Raw genomic sequence first — 19,344 nt, 5'->3', positions numbered from 1 at the left:
TCAGGAAGTTTCCTCAACCCTTATGAACTTCCGAAAGATGCACGTGATGAAATATTGAAAACTTTAATGAATTTAGGCAATGTTACAGAAATTATTGTTGAATCAAGACCAGAATATGTCAAAGAGGAATATTTGGATGAAATTTTTGAGATAATTGGAGACACATTATTTGAAGTAAGCATAGGTCTTGAAACATCTAATGATTATACCAGATTAAATAAAATCAATAAAGGTTTTACACGCCAAGATTTTGAGGATGCAGTTAAATTAATGCAAACCTTAAAACAAACCAAAGGTTATAATCTCAAATCTAAAGCATATATTTTTGTAAAGCCGATTCTTGTATCTGAAGCTCAGGCAATTGATGAATCTATCGAAACTGCACGCTACTGTAATTCCATCGGCGTTAACCGATTATCATTTTGTCCTGCGACCATACACAGCGGAACCATGATTGAAAGGTTTTGGAGAAAAGGAGCATACCAACCGCCATGGATCTGGTCATGCATAGAAATCATTAACACCGTACGTGACGAACTTGACATTCCTGCACTTTTAGACACTTCAGGTTTTGGTTCAAGAAGAGGGCCTTACAACTGTAAGAAATGCAATAAGGATTTAAAACATATGATAATAGCCAATAATCTGACTCAAACTAAAATTGAGTACGATTGCGAGTGTAAAAGTGAATGGAAAGGTGCAGTCAACAACTCAGACATGAATTCGTCAACCGTTGAAATAAAACATATACCATTATATTAATTAAACTTATAATATATTATAGGAGGCAAATATGAAAACTAAATTTATTAGTTTACTAGCTATCATTCTTGGATTAATAATTATCATATTCCCTATAATGGGAGTTATTGGCGTTAGTTCATTAATTAGCTTATCAGTATTATTAATATCTATTTATTTACTCGTTGTAGGAGTGTCAATAATAGATTATAACAAAACAGGAGCGTTGCTTGATTTAGTATTGGGTTTAGTTCTGTTATTCTTAAGTATCTGTTTGATATTTAATCCTGCATTGCTTGGATTTTTAGCAGAAATCACATTATACCTTGCTGGAATAATGTTAATAATTGTAGGGCTTGCTTCATTGATTAATAACCGTCAATCAAGATATGGTTTTTATATTGGAATAGCAGGAGTTGTTCTTGGATTATTATATATAATTATTGGAACTTATATTGCAAATCCAATTATATTAGGTACTTTAATTGGAATATGGTTAGTAATTAGTGGTATTTTAAAATTAATGGATGGTTAAATACTATCCAAAAACTTTCTTTTTTTGGTGTTTGTTTTGATTGGAATTAGTGCAGATTTTGACCCCGTTCATAAAGGTCATGAACATTTGATTAAAGAGGCTAGGAAAATAGCTGACAGAGAAAATAAAAAACTGGTCGTATATTTAAACAAGGGATTTAGTGCAAATCATGCTCCATTTTTTGTAGATTTTGAAGCTCGAAGTAAAATGGCACTGGCTTTAGGTGCAGATGAGGTTAAATCATTTGAAGGCTTACACCACAGACTGGTCCTGTCTTACAGTGTTCCAATCAGAATTAAGCAGATGATTGATGATGGCGTGACAGATTATATTACCTCTGCAAGTATATCATTAGATGAAATCAAAACTAAAGCACAGAGATTCATTGATGAGGGAAACTTTGTTGGAATGCCAAAAAGTTACACCAACAGAAATGAAATTCGATGGTATGCCATCAATGAGTTTTTAGGCTCAAAACTTAATTATCATGTCGTGAAAGAATTTAACAAAGAAAAATATTCCGGCAGATTGATAAGGCAGTCAATCATAGACAATGACATGATCATTTCAGATGAAGTAAAAAAGCTTCTTCCAAAAACCACAGTTGAAATACTCGAGCAGGAAATTGATGAAGGCAGAACCCCCGGCAAGAGAAATTGGACAGACATATACAAAATAATGAATACATATTCCCGGGGAAATCTTGAAAAAATAGCTTATCTCAATGGAAATACAATTAATGAAATCATTAAAAGAAGAGTTTATAGAGACCCCGAATCAATTTGGGCCGTTTTTAGAAGGTCAGACTATGGGCCTGTGATGACCAGACTGGCAGTTAGTGCCATTGAAATGGATGTCACAAAAAAAGAGGTTATGGAACTTATGAAAAGTTACGAATCACAAGGAGTTATTCCGGATAACCAGAAAGTTCAAAGGGTTATTGACCGTGCATGGTACGTTGCGTGTGAAGGTGAAAAGGGCATAAGCGCACGTGATGCAAACAATAAATTCAGAAGCGAAAACATTACTGTTGATACTGCCCCTTTAACTCTTGAAGCAGGATTGAACTTAACTAAATTTGAAACAAAAATAACCAAAGAAGGTCTAAATACAGATTTATATGTTGATAAAAACGGAAAAATATCCGTTCAGTTTAAAAGTGAAGGTAAAAAGATTAAAACTAACCTAAGATTGCCTGCACGAGACGTGACATACTTACGATACATTATGGATTCCCATTTCATTCCCGTTGACGGTTTTATAAAACAGGCCAAAAAAGGATTTAAGGTTAAAGTGATTATTGGCTGAGTCTTTCAAGTGCAGCCTTAACCATTATTAAATCATCACTATCAAAATAATTTATTATCTCATCCAATTCTTCAGATTTTCTTTTTTTGGAATTTAAAGTGTTTGCAATTCTTGATTTGGATTTTTCCCTGAAAGTCTCACCTTCTGTCAATGTTAAAATATCAAAGAATTCCTCCTCCAGACCATATCCTTCAGCAAGGTTTGACGATTCGATTAACAATGCTGACAATGTTTTTGTATATGTGCTTCTGAGTAACTTTAAGAGACTAACATCACCTATTTTTTCACTTATCACTTTAATTTGGATAAATTCATTTAAAAATGACAATTCCTCAGCTTTTTTGCCAGCAACATATAATATCGGATTAGTTGAATCAATCTTACCTATAACTGCACCATCAATTAGATTTTCAACATGCTCATTGATTTTCATTGTAGTGTCTGGCGAAATGTTATTTAAATCCAAATATATTCCCTTTGCATATTTTCCATATTTTTTTGAAACATTTAATGCACTGGCAGGGGAGTTTGCAGAAATCAAAATATCTGATTTGATTGCAACTTCCTTAAATGAATCTAAAACTTCAACATCTGACTGTTTAATGTTTTCTATTGTTTTAGGTGACCGGTTTTGAGCAGAGGTTATGAATAATATATCCTCTGATTTTATTAATTTTATGAGATTTTGAGATACTTTTCCAAATCCTATAAATCCGATTATCATAATTTCACAAAATTATTTTTTAAACAAAAGCATGTCATGCAAATTGGCACCGATAGCTCTTGATATGGTGTTACATTTGGCACATAATAAGAAATAGACTTCTTTAGAGGATAAATCAATTTCGGATAATCCCTCAAAATTACCCATTCCTTTTGAAATCACGAATTTATGAGAATTGAATATTTCCCTAAACTCATCTGAAATTTCACTATCCACATAGCCTACTGTTCCGCAACCGATTTCTACAATTTCACCGAATTCATCAAGACCTGCATCAAGTGCTTCTTTTTTAGTTGCATCATTAAGAATAGGCACCGATTTAACTGCTATTGTAATATCCAAATCGTATTCCTTAATTTTTTCTAAAAGCAGCTTGTCGAAAACAATTTCACCAGTATTATCCACCAGATATAATACTTTATCATTGGCCTTTAAAGATTTTTCAAATTCTTCAATATCCTTAACAGCCAAATCTTTTTTAAGGGATTCTTTTATTACCCCTTCAATATCATCTTCAAGGGTGAATGCTCCAAAGTCCAGAATATTGCCTATAATGGCTATTTTTACATAATTTTCTAAACTGTCATCCTCATCCAATATCTTTTTTACATCAGGCAGATACTTTAATGCGATTTCATTGCCTTCAATTTTCTCTTTAAAATAAGGATCTCTGCAGCCAGTTTTTTCGATAATCATTTTATGCATGGCAGAGCCGGTTCCATTTGAATTGGTATCAACCTTAAAATTATTGCTGAGATATTTAAAGATATCTTCCATTATTTCCATCTTAAGAAGTTCATCATCTGTTGATAAATCCAGTGCTTCTCGGGCTTGCCTTAAAAAGCAAGGCCCACATTCATAACTTATTTTCAAGATTAACCACCATAGATTATTTGAACTAATTGGATTTCATCATCTTTTTGAATTACAGTGTCTTCTATAACCAGCTCTCCGTTCTGTTTTGAAACGATAGTTTGAGCTGACAATTCCAATTCATCAAGCAAGTCCCTGATGGTATAATTATCATTCGGCAATTGCCTTTTTTCATTTAGATTTTTATAAATTAGTGTGAATGTCATATTTTATACTCCCAGTTCTTTTAAAAATGAGCATGCCTTGCACAGTTCATTTGCTGAAGGCTCTCCGCATTTTACACATCTTCCATGAGAATATTCTTTCTGCATTTCTTTTTTCAATGCACCTTTTATTTTGTCATATCCCCTTAAAGTTGAGTATTTTATTGTCGGGTGCTTTTCAGATAACTGATTGATTACTTCTGATACCTCACCCCTGAATGACTGCATTGCATAAGGACAGCTGTCAAAGTGAACTTCCAATTCCTTTGCAACAACATACAAACCTATTTCCCTTTCAGGAATTTCACGAAGAGGTTTAATTTTAACTGTGAACTCTTTTGCTTTTGATTCAGTCTTTGCGCCTAATTTACCTAAATTATCTGTATTTCCTTCAAGATAATTCATCATTATCGCCTGAACCTCATCGTCCAGATTGTGGCCAGTTGCGATTTTTGTAGCGCCCATTTTACGTGCTGCCTTATTAATTATTGTCCTTCTAAACACACCGCAATAGGAACATGAACCCTTATGATTCGGTTTTTGCATTATCTCATCCAAGGTTATGCCATAGTCTTCTTTCAGTGAGACTACCTTATGTTCTATTCCCAATCTTTCAGCATGTCTTTTTGCAATATCTATTCCTTCCTGACGATAATTGGCTATTCCTTCATCAACTGTCACTGCACATAAATCAATAATGTTCATTTTTCTGAATGAATCCAATATTTCCAAAGTAGTGACACTGTCTTTACCTCCTGAAAGAGCCACCAAAACCTTATCGCCCTTGTCCAACAATTTTTCTTTTCTAACAGTTTTAATAACTTTCTTTTCAATGGATTCAATGAAACAATCTTTACACAACAACTGTCCTGATTGTTCCTTTTTAATAATGACTTTAGGATTACCACATTTACTGCATTGCATATTATTACCTACATCTGTTCTACAAATTGTGCAAGTTGATTTAAAGTATTAACTTCAAACACCTGAGCTCCGGCTTCCTCATATAATGAAACACAACTGTCTACAATGTCCCATTTATTTCTGTCTTCCGGATTTAGAATAATGACCTTTTTAGAGTCCCTGACCATTTCTTCAACCAGATCAACACTTGCAGGAATTCCATTTACTTTCGGTCCTGCCCAATCTCTGCAATCTGATAATATAATCACATATGATTTGTTATTGATATTCGCTTTTTCTTTAAACTGCTTAAAAGCAGAGTACATGTCTGATGTTCCGTGAACCATCATATTCTTAACACGCATATCCTTTACTTTAACAAATGCATCTATAAGATATTCCTCTTTCAGTGCCCTTGTTGTTTCAATTACCTTGTTGTCAAATTCGAATGTTCGAGATCTCTTAAAAGCGGTTTGCGCTGAAAACATTAACATGAAAAACCAACTGCTAATCCACTCACAGGACCCGCTGATGTCATTTAAAAATAAATGTTCATTTTTATGAGGCCTTGGTTTTGCTTTAATGAGCTCCAAAGGAACTCCACCATATTTAAGATTAGCTCTCATAGTTCTTCTCATATCTATTTTATGAGAGTGTGATTCAATTTTTCTTCTTGAACGTTTATTAGCTATTCTTTTACCTAATCTTTGACAAATTTCAAGCATTCTAGGGTCGAATCTGTTTAATTTGGTCAAGTCCTTGTTCATTAATTCCCCATCACGCTCAAGTTTTTTGGCCTCTTCCAAAAGAGGTTGTCCTGAAAGCATTTTTAACTTTTCATTGTTGATTTTTTCCTTTTGAATTTTTTTACCTATTGTGTCCTGTTTTTTAATTTTATATTTATTTGATTTCGGACCTGTGCCCCTATAAGCCTTGCTTCTGTTCATGTCTTCTGCAACTTTCTTTTCAGGTCCCGGAGCTGCAAATACCTCATCAAAAATCTTTAAAAATTTAGGAATGTCATATCTGTCCTTAACATAAATTGCCATTAATGCAGTTTTCAAAAGATTTCTGTCAGAATCTCCCAAATCCTGATAGATTTCCATAGCTGCCTGAGTGCTTCTGATACTTACTGGCAATCCTTCTTTTCTTAAGTTGGCAGATAAATTTGCAATTTTACTAATCATCTTATCTTTTATTGAAAATATCTTTTATGACACGTTTTTTATCGCTTTCAGTTTTAATGGCGACACCAACACTATTTTCCAGAGATTCGTCAAGATTTTTAGTGCCAAGATTAGTGACTGACCTGACCCAATCAACAGTACCTCTTACAGAAGGCTTTTTCATCAGATTCAAATCACGGATTTGATGAACTAACTTTACCACATGGGAAACTGTTTCATCATCTGCATCAGGCAATTTTGATTTGACAATTTCAATTTCCCTTTCCACTGTAGGGTAAGGAATATATAAGAACAGGCATCTGTCTTTTGTTTCGTCAAGAAGTGACCTTTGAGAATTGGAAGTTAAAATAACAATCAAATCATTTTTTAAAAGAAATGTGCCCAAATCATTGATTGTGATTTCCTGTTCACCCAATGCCTGAAGTAAAAAGCTCTCCACTTCCTCATCAGCCTTATCGATTTCATCAATCAATAAAACAGAATCCTTTTCGTTTAAAAATGCATTAAGCAGAGGTCTTCTAATGAAAAATTCGTCATCAAAAATTTCATCCACATTGCTTGAATCATTTTTAGCCGCTTCCAAGTGCAACAGCTGTTTTTGATAATTCCATTCACCAACAATCTGTTCGAATGTGATTCCTTCATAACATTGAATCCTGAAAAAGTCCCTATCAAATGATTTTGCAATCACTTTGGCCAGTTCTGTTTTTCCAACACCTGGAGGTCCTTCAATTAGCATTGGTTTACCCAACAATAAAGACAAGTACAGTGTTGTTGAAATCTCATTATTTGAAACATAATCTGCATCCAAAAGCATTTTGTCTATGTCTTTAATATTAATATTTTCAACTTGCAACGTTTAACCTTCCTAAAAATTTAGTTACTAAAATAATTATAAATATAACTTTATTTATAGTTTTATATGTTACAATATTAATAATATTATAATAATCAGAAAATGGTGGTAAAATATGAAATCTGATAATGCGATAATTATTGCATTAATAGTAATTATTCTAATAGTTGCAGGTACATACTTTTTTATATTAGGCAATGGAATTTCATTTAATCAGGATGAACAGCTAGAAGAACCTGCAGCAAATTACAGTGATTCTAATACGACTGTGACAACAGATACTCAGACATATGATTCACAATCAGGTGCCAGTTCAAATTATGGACCATCTACTGAAAGCAGTTCCTCATACAGTGACTCTTCAGACAGCAGCAGTTCATATTCATCAAGTTCTGACACCAGTAGTTCAAGTTCTGATGATTCAAGTTCATCAGACGGTAGTAGTTCAAGTTCATCAAGTTCATCAAGTTCTTCAAGTTCAACACCACAAGCTGGACAGGCTGAAGGAACTTACGATCCAACTGACTTCGATTAAAACTACAATTTAAATTCATCAGGATTTTTGAACAATTCAAAATCCTGAACATATTCTTTACCAGTAATCATCGCTATTTCTGCCTTTTGAAGTTCTGAACCCAAATAGGCAGCATGTTCCATTCTGGTAACCAAACCTTTTGTAATTATTTCTTCATATATTTCTTTTGCAGAATGGCCAACAATTACCAAATCCGGTTTATTTTTCTTAAAATGAGTTGCAGTAATTTTACTTGCCTCAACGGTTGTTCCGTAATCGACATTTATTTTAAAGCTTCCAGCCTTATCTCTGACAAATTTCATAGGTTCAATTTGTCTGGTCTCTTCAATTCCATCTCTTTCATTTAGAATGATATCATTTCTTTTATGCTTATCCTTGAATGCCACAAGATTTATTCCCAAATCCTTTGGAATTGATTTTCTGTGCTTTGCAAGAAACATCATTTTTGATGCAGTTGCAAGCTCATATACACTGCCTCTTGTTTTTCCACTTTCTTCAGGAGTGAATAATATGCTTACTCCCAATTCCATTCCGATTCCTGCCAATAAAACATTGACTCCACCTGAATCCGCATCCATAAGTTCAGTCACATTTCCAACACCGAAAAACATTGGTGCAGGATTAACCTTATGAAATTCATGACATGCAATGATTGATTCGACAATACTTGCACTGTTTACCGGATCCAAAATCAAATCCGCAACATAACGTATTCCTTCAGTATCTTTAATTAATTGATGCATTGATTCAACCCTTTCAGCAGGAGACTTTGGTGATTTGCCCTGTGAAAAATTAGTTGGAAGCAATACTGCCGGAATATCCTTTTCAATTAATATATCTTTAATTTCAGAATTGTTACCTAAATCCAGACTCAATACAAAGTCTATTCCATTTTCTGCAGCCACTTTAATCTCATCAGGATTTAACGTATCGATACTTAATGGCCTGTCACCGACTATCGGCCTTAATGTTTGGATAAGTTCGGGAATTTTGTCTGAGAAGTCTTCGCCTGCAGCCATTCCTATGTCAATCATGTCCGCTCCAGAGTCAACAAAGTATTGGCATTTGTTTATCAATGCTTCCTTTGAAAGAAATGGTGCGTTTGCTATTTCAGACAATACTCTCATTGGGAAGTCCTCACCGACAGGCAGGTTTCTTATTTTTATATTGTTTGGTTTTTCAAGGAGTTTTTCAATGGTTTCTGTATCATTTTCAAAGTCTTCAATCAGTTTGAATGCTTCTTTTCTTTTTTCCTCTTCAATCAGCTTGTCTGCAGGTTTGTCTTCGGATAAGTCTATGCTTCCGATAAGGTTCAATACCATTGCAAGGTCAGCTCCATCGGTTGATCCTTTAAATGTTGGTATTCCCAGTTCCTTTGTGATTTCTTTTGTTCCTTTCTTGATTAATCCCGGAACCAGAATCATGTCTATATCATCCAATTGGTCTGAGAAGCACTTTTTGACCTCTTTAATAATTAAGTTTGGAGTTAGAAATGCAGCCACTTGAGTATTGTCAACAATGTGAACTATTATGTCTTCTTTTGAATCTGAAACAACATCATTTATTAACGGATATGCCAACTCCCCTGTAACTATTAAAACTTTCATGAAAAATTCCAACCAAATTTTTTTATTATAATATATTATTATATTAGTTTAATTTAAATAATTTTTCTTAAAAATATCCATTTTATAAGAAAAGATGTTAAAATTGTATAGAAATTAATTGTAAATATTAAAAGATTTATTAAAAAAATTGGCAAAAAACAAAAGATTAAAACAAGAAAATTTAAACAAAATTATTCAAAAAATAAATTTTAACATAAAATTTATATATTTTGTAATTTATAATGATTATACATGATAAATATATGGAGGAGAATTAATGATTGAAATTCGTTTTCATGGTAGAGGTGGACAAGGTTCCGTTACCGCCGCAGAAATTTTGGCAAAAGCTGCATTTAAAGACGGAAAATCTGTTCAAGCTTTCCCATTCTTTGGAGTTGAACGTAGAGGAGCTCCAGTTATGGCTTTCACAAGAATTGATGATGAGCCAATCCAAATGAGATACCAAGTCTACAACCCAGACTACGTATTGGTTTTAGATGACGGATTATTAAATGTGGTAGATGTATTTTCAGGAATTAAAGACAATACAGAAGTAATTATTAATACTACCGAATTTAAAGGTAGTGGAGAACATAAAGTTCACGATATTGATGCAACAGGTATCGCATTAGATATGTTAGGACGTAACATTGTAAATACAATTATCCTAGGATACTTTGCTAAAAAAACTGGAGTAGTAAGTATCGATTCCCTTCTTGAAGTTATTAAAGAAACATTCCCTGGAAAAATTGGAGAATTAAATGCCGAAGCTACTAAAAAAGCTTACGAGATGGGATAAAAAGGTGAGATAATGGTTAATATAGGATGTGTAATTAAAACACCAGGAAATACAAAAAACAATAAAACCGGTAGTTGGAGAACTTTCAAACCTGTTTTAGATAAGGAAAAATGTATTGATTGTGACAATTGTATTTTATTTTGTCCGGATTCCTGTGTAAACAAACAACATGATATTGATTACGATTACTGTAAAGGATGTGGAATTTGCGCATACGAATGTCCTTCAGATGCAATCGAAATGGTAAAAGAATAAAGAGAGTGATTAGATGGTAAAAGAAGTAATGACCTCAAATAAAGCAGTTGCAGAAGCTGTAAGATTAGCTAAACCACAAGTTATTCCTGTTTATCCAATTACCCCGCAAACTACAATTTCCGAATACTTAGCACAATATGTTGCTGATGAAAAAATTGATGCTAAATACGTTAAAGTAGAATCCGAACACAGTGCAATAAGTGCGGCTGTCGGAGCAAGTGGTGCAGGAGTAAGAGTATTTACAGCAACATCTTCACAAGGATTAATGTTAATGCACGAAATATTATTTGCAGCAGCAGGTATGAGAACACCTTTCGTTTTAGCTGATGCAAACAGAGCAATTTCAGCACCTTTAAACATATGGAACGATCAACAAGATTCCATTGCACAAAGAGATGCTGGATGGTTACAAATTTACGTTGAAGATGCACAAGAAGCATTAGATACAACCTTAATGGCATACAAAGTTTCAGAAAATCCTGATATCTTACTACCTTCCATGGTATGTTTAGATGGATTTATCTTAACTCACACAGTAGAACCTGTTGAAATTCCAGAACAGGAAGATGTAGATAAATTTTTACCTCCATATGTTCCTAAACATTCATATATCGATCCAAAAGAACCAATGACAATTGGTAGTTTTGCAGATCCTGAGTATTATATGGAAGCAAGACATGACATGGAAGTTGCAATGACCAATTCCATTGATGTAATCCAGAAAACCTGCGATGAATTCGCTGAAATTTTTGGAAGAAAATATGGTCTTGTTGAACCGTACAAAACTGACGATGCAGAAATTATCTTTGTCGCAATGGGTTCACTCTGCAGTACCATTAGAGTTATTGTTGATGAACTAAGAGCTAAAGGCGAAAAAGTTGGTTTACTTAAAATCAGAGCTTACAGACCATTCCCAGTTGATGCTATCAATGAAGTTGTTAAAGACTGTGATAAAATAGCTGTTGTTGATAAAAACTTCTCCTTCGGAATTGGTGGAGCATTATATGCTGATATGAAAGTTAAAATTGATAAAGAAATCTACGGATTCATTACTGGTTTAGGTGGAAGAGACATCACTCCTGAATCAATACATGAAATTTATGAAAAAACCAAAAATGTGCCTGAAAAAGACGTCACATGGATTGGACTTAAGGAGGAATAAAAATGGTGGACATTCCTGATAAAAATTTATTAGCACCAGGACACAGAGGTTGTGCTGGTTGTGGAGCATCTATTGCAGTTAAATTAGCATTAAATGCATTAGGTGAAAATACTGTAGCTATTTCCGCTACCGGATGTCTTGAAGTTATGACTACACCATATCCGGAAACTGCATGGGAAATTCCATTCATTCACGTAGCATTTGAAAACTCAGGTGCTGTTGCATCTGGTGTGGAAAGTGCACTTAGAATTCAAGGAAAAGATGATGTAAATGTTGTTGCTTTCGGTGGTGACGGAGGAACTGTAGATATCGGTTTACAATCATTATCCGGAGCTATGGAAAGAGGCCACAACATGACCTACATCTGTTATGATAACGAAGCTTACATGAACACAGGTATTCAAAGAAGTGGAGCAACACCTTTCGGTGCAACCACTACTACTTCACCAAAAGGAAGTGCAAGTTTCGGTGAAGACAAACCTAAGAAAAACATGCCTATGATTATGGCAGCACACGGAATTCCATATGTAGCTACCGCATCAATCGCATATCCTGAAGATTATGTTAACAAAGTGAAAAAGGCTGCAGAAACTAAAGGTCCTGCATATATCCACTTACAACAACCATGTACTACTGGTTGGGGATATCCTTCAGAAAAAACTATTGAAATGGGTAGATTAGCTGTTGAAACTGGATCTTGGATTTTATATGAAATCGTTGATGGTAAATTTGAAATCACTTACAGACCTGAAGAAAGAAAACCTGTAAAAGAATATTTAGCACCACAAAAAAGATTCAGACACTTGGATGATGAACTCATTGAAAAAATCCAAAAATATGTTGATGCAGAGTGTGAAGAATTAGGTTTATAAGGTGATACAATGGAAAAAATTTCTGTTAACAGTAATTTATGTGACGGATGTATGAATTGTGAAAACATGTGTGCATCAGTTCATAAATCTAGTAGAATAAAAATTGTAGAATACCATTCTTCTTTTTATTCCATTGTATGTCAACACTGCGAAAGTGCACCATGTATAACAATCTGTCCTACAGAAGCTGTAACCGATGAAGGAGTTAACACAGAAAAATGTATCGGTTGCGGATTGTGTGTTATGGCTTGTCCATTTGGTGCAATGACCTTTGAAGCAAATATCGCTGAAAAATGTGACCTCTGTGCTGATAGAGAAGAAGGACCTGCATGTATCAAAGCTTGTACAAAAAGAGCTATCAGTGTTGTTGACCCTGCTAAAGTCAAATCTAAAAATCAAGAAAAATATTTGGCTAAAATGGCTGGATTATACGAACCTGACAGTAAAAAAGGTGGCTTTGTTCATGTCATTACAAGTCAAGCAAGAGCAAGACTTGTCTTAGAAGATTAAAATTATGTTCAATTCAGGTAACTGTACAACTTGTACAACCTGCGGAAGCTGTCAACAAACACCAAATGTTGACACTCCAACCTTATTTTGTATGCACTGCCAACCATCAGATGCGCCATGTATGAAAGTCTGCAAGCAGAATGCTATTGAAGTTTTAGGTGGAGCTATTACCATTAATTCAAAAAAATGCAACCTTTGCAGAGATTGCGTTGAAGTTTGCCCAATCAATGTTATTAACATATAAATATTTCAAAAATCAAAAATAACATTAAATAATTTTATAAAGGGTTTTATTTTGATTACTAAAGATATTATTAAAGATACTGTTTATGAACTTTACAAACAGGCAGTTATCGTTCTTGGTGATGATGTAAAAAAATCACTTGAAGATGCACTTAAAATTGAAGAACATGAACTTGCAAGGTTAAATATTGAAGCTATTTTAAAAAATATTGAACTTGCTGAAGAAAAAGGCATTCCAATGTGTCAAGATACAGGTTTGCCTGTTGTTTTTGTAAAGTTGGGTAATGTTGAAGTTGAAAACTTGCGTGAAGGAATTGAAGAAGGAATCAAAAAAGCAACAACTGACGTGCCAATCAGACCGAATATTGTAGATCCACTTACACGTGAAAACACCAACATTAATGTCGGAGACTACATTCCACCAATAGATATAGAGCTAATAGATGAAGATTATCTAGAAATAACCATTTTACCAAAAGGATTCGGTTCAGAAAACAACAATGCCCTAAAAATGGCATTGCCTGCTGAAGGAATTGAAGGCATAAAAGAGTTTGTTGTAGAGTCTGTCCTTAAAGCAAAAGGAAAACCATGTCCCCCAACAGTTGTTGGAGTTGGAATTGGAGGAACCTCCGATTTGTGTTTAAAATTAGGTAAAAAAGCATTGCTTGGAAAAGTCGGTGAAAGAAACCCTGATCCCCAAATTGCAAAACTTGAAGAAGAAATCTTAGAAGAAATTAATGCATCAGGAATCGGACCTATGGGATTGGGCGGTAAGACAACAACATTAGATGTGAAAATCTTAAAATCACATACTCATACTGCAGGCCTTCCGATTGGTGTTTGCATCCAATGCTGGGCAGACAGACATGCCACAACAAGAATTTACGATGAATAAAAAAAAAAAATAATTACTTTGTGCTCACCACACAAAGTTAAAACCTATTGCCTGAATGTTCTTGGAGTTGTTGGTCTTGGGATATTATCATGAAATTCAACAGCAACATCCATCATTTCAACGGAAATATCACCAATTCTTTTAAATGCCTTAATAAGTCTGAACAAATATATAAAATAATTTGAACGCTCTTTTTCATCAAATGAACTTTCAGCCATTTGAGTGGCAATAAGATTGATAGCTTTAGACTGCATGATATGAATTGTTTCTTCTAATTCCATCAAATCATCTTTTAACTCGGTTTTACCCTCAATGAAAGCCTTAATTGCTAAAGTAATCATTGATTGAGCAGTTTTATACATTTTTTTCAATTTCTTTAAAACATTATCATCCACTTCATAAATATCATTGATGACAAATTTCGCAATATGGCCACAGTAATCCCCAATTCTTTCCAAATCATAAGCAATCTCATTGTAAAGTAACGATTTTGATATTTCAGAATGTTTATTAATACTTACAATTGTTTCAACAGAGGTTCTGACTTTTTCAACCATATTGTTTGTAGCAAAATCCATTTCCAATGCTTTATTAGCCTTAACTTCATCATACTCCAAAACAGCATCGAATGAAGTTTCCAACTGTGAATGAACATGACGAGCCATATTTGCCAGCATATCATTAATTAAAACATTACCAGTAGTATTTTTAGTTGTAACATAATCACCGGATTCTACAACTTTCTCATAGCTTTTTAAATCAATCATATATGCTCTTTTAACTGTACCGTCTTTTACTAACGGTTGTAAAAGCTGAGTAACATATCGACGAGTGATACCTAGTTTTTCTGCTATTTCTTCCTGAGTGGATGGATTTTCATATAAAATCAAATCAAGAATGTCTTTTAATGTTTTGTCTCGTTTGCTCATATTACACACTACTTCTTATAATCATCCAATAAATCATTAGATTCAAAATGAATTTTATCAGAAGATTCATTAATTCCCCCATGGGATTTTTCATCATCGATTTGATTGCTGAATTTAACATTGCTATCCAAACTGGATTTATTAATTGGTTTATGATCCTTTACACGAATGCTCTGTCTTTTGTGTTCATAATCAAAATCTTCGTGTTTATTTGAATGATGAACCTTTTTAATATTATCTTTGGAAAAGTTTTCCTGATTAATTTGATGTTTTACAAGTTTAAACTCCCTTTCAGATTCCCTGGCAGACAATAAAATTTTATATATCACAAATAAAATCAACAGCAATGCTATAATGGCAATCGGGAAATCAAAATAGATAAAAACTATGTCATACATGTTTGTGATAGAGTTTCCCAAATCCACAAATCCTCTAGCCAAAAAGATCAAACCGACAAAGGCAATGATTGCCCCATGGGATTTTTTAATAATGTCAGGCTTAACAACCAGAGGATATGCACTTATGACAAGCATAGCCAAACCTAAAATCCTATACAGATTATTGTCTGCAACATGCTGCAGTGACAAATAAGCATTAAGGAATGTGGAAGGCAATATTCCAAATTCAGAAAGCATGGCGAAAATTAATAGTAACTGAATTAATCCTATAACAGCTAATGGAAATATATAAGCAATTTCCCATTCAAAATTTGTACTGAATGTAGCTGAGGTGACAGGTTTTTCCAAAGCTTCTGAAAGCATATTATAAAGAACAGATGAAATAACTGAACCTATAACAGTACCTGCAACTCCCAAAACAGAAGTTAAAACAGCAACAAATGCTGAAATACAACCTACTAGTATAAGTTTTTTATAATTCATAAAAATTTTCCCCTTAAATAATTTATTAAAAAAATAAAATTTTCATCATATACTTATAATTTTTAAAGTAATTAAACTTTAAGGTAAATATTATCTAATAGTTAAAATCATTAAAAACAGTTAAAAGCCTTAGGGGGGATTCGAACCCCCGACTTCTACCTTACCAAGGTAGCGCTCTACCACCTGAGCCACTAAGGCATTATCGGAAAAATTATTTAAAAAATATAAGTAGTGCATGGGAAGGGATTCGAACCCTCGAAGGCCTATGCCAAAGGATCTTAAGTCCTTCCCCTTTGGCCGCTCGGGCACCCATGCATATAATACTTATTATGTGCAGACCTACTATATAAATGTTATGGTCATATGACAATTTTTCAATGATTTCAAACCAAACCATTGTTAAATGAATATAACCATAGTGAAACTGAAGTCAATATTAATATCACAATAACCCATATTACAATAAATACCTTCTTAGGATCTGATTCACCTTTAATCAGATATTTTTCACCAGGCACATCACTGGATCTTTGACGAGTATTCTTGTATTTATCATCATTTCTCAGATAATTATAAAACATCCTTGTAATAAAGTAAAAAATTACAAATATTACAATACCGACTACTGGAAGCAATCCTCCATGTAAAAACATTGCAGAAATTGTTGAAAACAACAATCCCAAAAATAAGAAAAATAAACCTGATAGAATTATGGATACAGTCTTGTTAAAAATCATTTAATTACACCAATACATAATTTGAAGTTAATAATATTAAAAACTTTAGGTGAGCCTAATAATTTCATCAACAAAAATATATAAAGATAAAGGTTATATATTTAATTATATTTTTTTAAAAATTTAAATGGTGTATTAATTGAAAGTAGATATGGAAGAATGCGGAGTTTGCGAAGATTGTATTGATGTTTGTTTAGAAGAAGCTATTGAAAGAAGAGCTTATACAATCATCATTGATGAAACAAAATGCACTAACTGTGGAGAATGTGTAGACGTGTGTCCAGTTGGAGCGTTATACGAAGAATAGGATGGCTATGAAATTAAAATTCACAATAATTGATTATATCATCATCATTTTAGTAATAGGTGCAATCATATTTGCATTTGTTCATATTACCACTGATGATTCATCCGATTTGCAAAAAACTGCTTTTGATGAATCAACAGTTAACAAAATACCTGATACCTACCTCAAGTATTATAAGGACGGGTTTATTACAAAAGCTACTGTTGAAGGATTCAATTCAACCAATGGTGAAAGAATAACCCTTAACGGTACTGTTGTCTGGCAAGACGACAATGGAGGAAATGATGTTCGATTGCTAATCGAATCCAACAACAAAACATATCTTGCAGGATTATACAGAAACATCCCAAATGCCGACATTTACATTGACCACATTAGCCTAGAAAGCAATGGCGAGAAATATAAAAACCTATGTGAAATTAAAGTTAAGCCTGAAGAGATAAAATCATTGAATGATTTAACAGATAATCTTCCAGATAATGCAAATTACGAGTTAACAACTGTCATTTCACTGGATTCCCTTAACAGCAAGGTTATTCAAAATATTACCAATACATTAAGCAAAGACAAAAGATTGTCCATTAAAGCTGCAACCAGTGATCATGACAATCAGTTACTGATTAACAAAGCTACAAAAGAAAATCTCAAGGATGCCAATGCAATTTTAGGCAAAATTGATGCATTGACTGATGAGGTTACCATCAGGATTTATGACTGCAACGACAGTCAAATCGATGAGATTTCAAAAAACTTTGATGTCATAAACATTCGAAAATTTTAAGTTGTGTGAAATATGAGCATGATTTATTCAAGTTTAACATCCTTAATAAATAGGATAAGTGATGAATTTCACAAATCCTTTTTATTTAAATTTATTTTTACTATTTTAGGATTCATTGAAGCCCAATGGACAAACAGCTATTTTAAAAGATTTTATCCAAGTGAGAATTTTTTAGGATTCTTGAATAAAAATAAAATTTTAAGCATACATATTTTCAATCCTTTAATTGTTCTTTTTTTATTTGCACTGTTCCTGCTTTTGTCAATTAATAATCCATCAGGCAGCCTAACAATTACATTAATCCTGGCATTCGCCGGATTTTTTATCGGATCTGCAATCCTTCCAAAATATTTCATAAATAGAAATTTGAAAAATATTGTTGAATTTAAAAGAGACGACATTTATTCCATTGGCTTTTGCCTGATGATTGTAAGCGTTGTATTTTTCTTTATTAGCATTGCTTCTGTTGGTGGAATACCTCTTTTAAAGCCTTCAATTAGGTATTTATTAAAACCAGCATTTACAATGCCCGTGTTTTTAATCATACCGGCAACATGCCTAATAGCCAGCGTGTTTCTTAAAGATTTTCAGGACAATACCATAACCCGTTCACAGGCAAGATTCAGATTCCTATTATTACTTGTTATTGACTGTGCATTTTTATTGCTTTTAGGTTATAGGACACCACTACTTGCATCATTTCTCATCATAATTATCATAGGTTTCTATGGAAATATTGTTTCCCTATGGGAAGTTGTTGTTGGCGCACTAATTGGTATAGGTGCTATAATAGGAATTGGTTATTTTCGTTCATTAAGTGAGATGACAATTACATCATCCACCAGCCCAATATACACATTACAGTCAAGAGCGGATTTCACTTTGCATGTGCTGAATTTGCTAGATTTTATTGGCGGAAACTTCGGCCTGACACATGGACATATGCTAGCAAGCTCAATTCCAGGCAGTGATTTGGGTCCTAGAATGATGGTCGGAAAATTAATCGCCTGGAGAAGTGAAGTCACAGTGACCCCAACACTAATCGGACAGATGGTAGTTGATTTTGGAAAAATCGGCGTTTTTGTTGAAATGTGCCTTTTAGGATTCGTTTTAGGAATAGGATTTAAACTTATGCAGATTACCAAAAATTATTTCTATATTGGAATTTACTCCCTGATTTTAACATACACCATTTTAGGTATTGAAACCGGAATTTTGGACATTCAAGTTTTATTATACTTCACAATAGCTATTTTTATCTATTTATTAAATATAAAAATTACAAAAAATTAGACTGTTTTTAGCATTTTAGTATTACAAAAACGGCAAAATAATACTAATTTGTATTACTTTAATAACCTTTATATAGGTTAATTAAAGAAAAGTTATAAATGTCAAGCAAAAATACTGTTTTATTAACCATTATATTTAATAAAACTCCCAATTAACTTGATATTACTAAAATTAAGAAACAATAATACTTTTTAGTAATACTTTATTT

At 33.3% G+C, this 19,344-nt stretch carries 24 protein-coding genes and 2 tRNA genes; 14 read left to right on the top strand and 12 right to left on the bottom strand.

The features are described from left to right. From IJ258_RS01375 to IJ258_RS01365, 3 genes are all read left to right on the top strand, one after another. Positions 1 to 762 (top strand): archaeosine biosynthesis radical SAM protein RaSEA (locus tag IJ258_RS01375; RefSeq protein ID WP_292801890.1); only part of this gene is annotated, 762 nt, incomplete at its 5' end. Positions 763 to 793: 31 nt separating this feature from the next. After that, entirely contained in the window at positions 794 to 1,276 is a 483-nt protein-coding gene (locus tag IJ258_RS01370) for a DUF308 domain-containing protein (protein WP_292801888.1), read from the top strand. Positions 1,277 to 1,303: 27 nt separating this feature from the next. Next, entirely contained in the window at positions 1,304 to 2,584 is a 1,281-nt protein-coding gene (locus IJ258_RS01365) for a nucleotidyltransferase family protein (protein ID WP_292801886.1), read from the top strand. On the opposite strand, the gene IJ258_RS01360 is transcribed toward IJ258_RS01365, so the two are convergent. From IJ258_RS01360 to IJ258_RS01335, 6 genes are read right to left on the bottom strand one after another with little or no spacing between them, the layout of a single operon-like run. Continuing rightward, positions 2,574 to 3,308 (bottom strand): NAD(P)-binding domain-containing protein, encoded by a 735-nt coding sequence (locus IJ258_RS01360; RefSeq protein ID WP_292801884.1) that lies wholly within the window; start codon positions 3,306 to 3,308, stop codon positions 2,574 to 2,576. The two genes, IJ258_RS01365 and IJ258_RS01360, sit on opposite strands and share 11 nt — an antisense overlap. A 12-nt stretch (positions 3,309 to 3,320) precedes the next feature. Then, positions 3,321 to 4,181 (bottom strand): DUF89 domain-containing protein, encoded by an 861-nt coding sequence (locus IJ258_RS01355; protein WP_292801882.1) that lies wholly within the window; start codon positions 4,179 to 4,181, stop codon positions 3,321 to 3,323. A gap of 2 nt (positions 4,182 to 4,183) precedes the next feature. After that, positions 4,184 to 4,387 (bottom strand): MoaD/ThiS family protein, encoded by a 204-nt coding sequence (locus tag IJ258_RS01350; protein WP_292801880.1) that lies wholly within the window; start codon positions 4,385 to 4,387, stop codon positions 4,184 to 4,186. A 3-nt stretch (positions 4,388 to 4,390) separates the two neighbouring features. After that, positions 4,391 to 5,308, bottom strand: a complete 918-nt coding sequence (locus IJ258_RS01345; protein ID WP_292801878.1) for a TIGR00269 family protein — start codon at positions 5,306 to 5,308, stop codon at positions 4,391 to 4,393. Positions 5,309 to 5,316: 8 nt separating this feature from the next. Beyond that, complete coding sequence (locus IJ258_RS01340) at positions 5,317 to 6,474, bottom strand: VWA domain-containing protein (RefSeq protein ID WP_292801876.1); 1,158 nt, start codon at positions 6,472 to 6,474, stop codon at positions 5,317 to 5,319. Between the two features lies 1 nt (position 6,475). Then, positions 6,476 to 7,291, bottom strand: a complete 816-nt coding sequence (locus tag IJ258_RS01335) for an AAA family ATPase (RefSeq protein WP_394355648.1) — start codon at positions 7,289 to 7,291, stop codon at positions 6,476 to 6,478. 154 nt (positions 7,292 to 7,445) lie between these two features. Between IJ258_RS01335 and IJ258_RS01330 the strand changes: the two genes are divergently transcribed. Next, complete coding sequence (locus tag IJ258_RS01330) at positions 7,446 to 7,865, top strand: hypothetical protein (RefSeq protein ID WP_292801872.1); 420 nt, start codon at positions 7,446 to 7,448, stop codon at positions 7,863 to 7,865. Between the two features lie 2 nt (positions 7,866 to 7,867). Here IJ258_RS01330 and IJ258_RS01325 read toward each other — a convergent pair whose 3' ends face one another. Beyond that, complete coding sequence (locus IJ258_RS01325; protein ID WP_292801870.1) at positions 7,868 to 9,472, bottom strand: dihydropteroate synthase-like protein; 1,605 nt, start codon at positions 9,470 to 9,472, stop codon at positions 7,868 to 7,870. Between the two features lie 277 nt (positions 9,473 to 9,749). Here IJ258_RS01325 and porC point away from each other — a divergent pair, with 277 nt between their 5' ends. The 7 genes from porC to IJ258_RS01290 are packed head-to-tail and all read left to right on the top strand — an operon-like array spanning position 9,750 to position 14,208. After that, positions 9,750 to 10,271 carry a pyruvate synthase subunit PorC gene (gene porC, locus IJ258_RS01320; protein ID WP_292801868.1) on the top strand — a complete coding sequence of 174 codons (522 nt, stop codon included), beginning with the start codon at positions 9,750 to 9,752 and terminating at the stop codon, positions 10,269 to 10,271. Positions 10,272 to 10,283: 12 nt separating this feature from the next. Beyond that, positions 10,284 to 10,526, top strand: a complete 243-nt coding sequence (gene porD, locus IJ258_RS01315; protein ID WP_292801866.1) for a pyruvate synthase subunit PorD — start codon at positions 10,284 to 10,286, stop codon at positions 10,524 to 10,526. 13 nt (positions 10,527 to 10,539) lie between these two features. Next, entirely contained in the window at positions 10,540 to 11,688 is a 1,149-nt protein-coding gene (gene porA / locus IJ258_RS01310; protein WP_292801864.1) for a pyruvate synthase subunit PorA, read from the top strand. A gap of 2 nt (positions 11,689 to 11,690) precedes the next feature. Beyond that, the gene (porB, locus tag IJ258_RS01305) at positions 11,691 to 12,560 is read left to right on the top strand and encodes a pyruvate synthase subunit PorB (RefSeq protein WP_394355647.1); all 870 of its coding nucleotides are present in this window, start codon (positions 11,691 to 11,693) and stop codon (positions 12,558 to 12,560) included. 9 nt (positions 12,561 to 12,569) lie between these two features. Further along, complete coding sequence (locus IJ258_RS01300) at positions 12,570 to 13,070, top strand: 4Fe-4S dicluster domain-containing protein (protein WP_292801862.1); 501 nt, start codon at positions 12,570 to 12,572, stop codon at positions 13,068 to 13,070. Positions 13,071 to 13,074: 4 nt separating this feature from the next. Then, positions 13,075 to 13,314 carry a 4Fe-4S dicluster domain-containing protein gene (locus IJ258_RS01295; protein ID WP_292801860.1) on the top strand — a complete coding sequence of 80 codons (240 nt, stop codon included), beginning with the start codon at positions 13,075 to 13,077 and terminating at the stop codon, positions 13,312 to 13,314. A gap of 51 nt (positions 13,315 to 13,365) precedes the next feature. Then, positions 13,366 to 14,208: a fumarate hydratase gene (locus IJ258_RS01290; protein WP_292801858.1), complete on the top strand. Its 843-nt coding sequence runs from the start codon at positions 13,366 to 13,368 to the stop codon at positions 14,206 to 14,208. 44 nt (positions 14,209 to 14,252) lie between these two features. Here IJ258_RS01290 and IJ258_RS01285 read toward each other — a convergent pair whose 3' ends face one another. The 5 genes from IJ258_RS01285 to IJ258_RS01265 all read right to left on the bottom strand — a co-directional run bounded on the left by IJ258_RS01285 (position 14,253) and on the right by IJ258_RS01265 (position 16,755). Then, entirely contained in the window at positions 14,253 to 15,137 is an 885-nt protein-coding gene (locus IJ258_RS01285; protein WP_292801856.1) for a phosphate uptake regulator PhoU, read from the bottom strand. An 8-nt stretch (positions 15,138 to 15,145) separates the two neighbouring features. Further along, a complete protein-coding gene (locus tag IJ258_RS01280) occupies positions 15,146 to 16,018 on the bottom strand; it encodes a hypothetical protein (protein ID WP_292801854.1) in 873 nt (290 codons plus the stop codon). A 125-nt stretch (positions 16,019 to 16,143) separates the two neighbouring features. Further along, positions 16,144 to 16,216 (bottom strand) — tRNA-Thr (locus IJ258_RS01275). 34 nt (positions 16,217 to 16,250) lie between these two features. Further along, a tRNA-Leu gene (locus IJ258_RS01270) sits at positions 16,251 to 16,333 on the bottom strand. Between the two features lie 68 nt (positions 16,334 to 16,401). Then, entirely contained in the window at positions 16,402 to 16,755 is a 354-nt protein-coding gene (locus tag IJ258_RS01265; RefSeq protein WP_292801852.1) for a hypothetical protein, read from the bottom strand. A 139-nt stretch (positions 16,756 to 16,894) separates the two neighbouring features. On the opposite strand from IJ258_RS01265, the gene IJ258_RS01260 reads away from it, so the two are divergent. The 3 genes from IJ258_RS01260 to IJ258_RS01250 are packed head-to-tail and all read left to right on the top strand — an operon-like array spanning position 16,895 to position 19,136. Continuing rightward, the gene (locus IJ258_RS01260) at positions 16,895 to 17,062 is read left to right on the top strand and encodes a 4Fe-4S binding protein (protein ID WP_292801850.1); all 168 of its coding nucleotides are present in this window, start codon (positions 16,895 to 16,897) and stop codon (positions 17,060 to 17,062) included. 1 nt (position 17,063) lies between these two features. Then, the gene (locus tag IJ258_RS01255) at positions 17,064 to 17,843 is read left to right on the top strand and encodes an adhesin (RefSeq protein WP_292801848.1); all 780 of its coding nucleotides are present in this window, start codon (positions 17,064 to 17,066) and stop codon (positions 17,841 to 17,843) included. A 12-nt stretch (positions 17,844 to 17,855) separates the two neighbouring features. Continuing rightward, on the top strand, positions 17,856 to 19,136 hold the full coding sequence (locus tag IJ258_RS01250) for an oligosaccharide repeat unit polymerase family protein (RefSeq protein ID WP_366514554.1): 1,281 nt from the start codon (positions 17,856 to 17,858) through the stop codon (positions 19,134 to 19,136). Positions 19,137 to 19,344 lie beyond the last annotated feature (208 nt).

This window comes from Methanobrevibacter sp., assembly GCF_017468685.1.
Lineage (GTDB): Archaea > Methanobacteriota > Methanobacteria > Methanobacteriales > Methanobacteriaceae > Methanocatella.
This window is presented reverse-complemented; position numbering and strand designations above follow the sequence as displayed.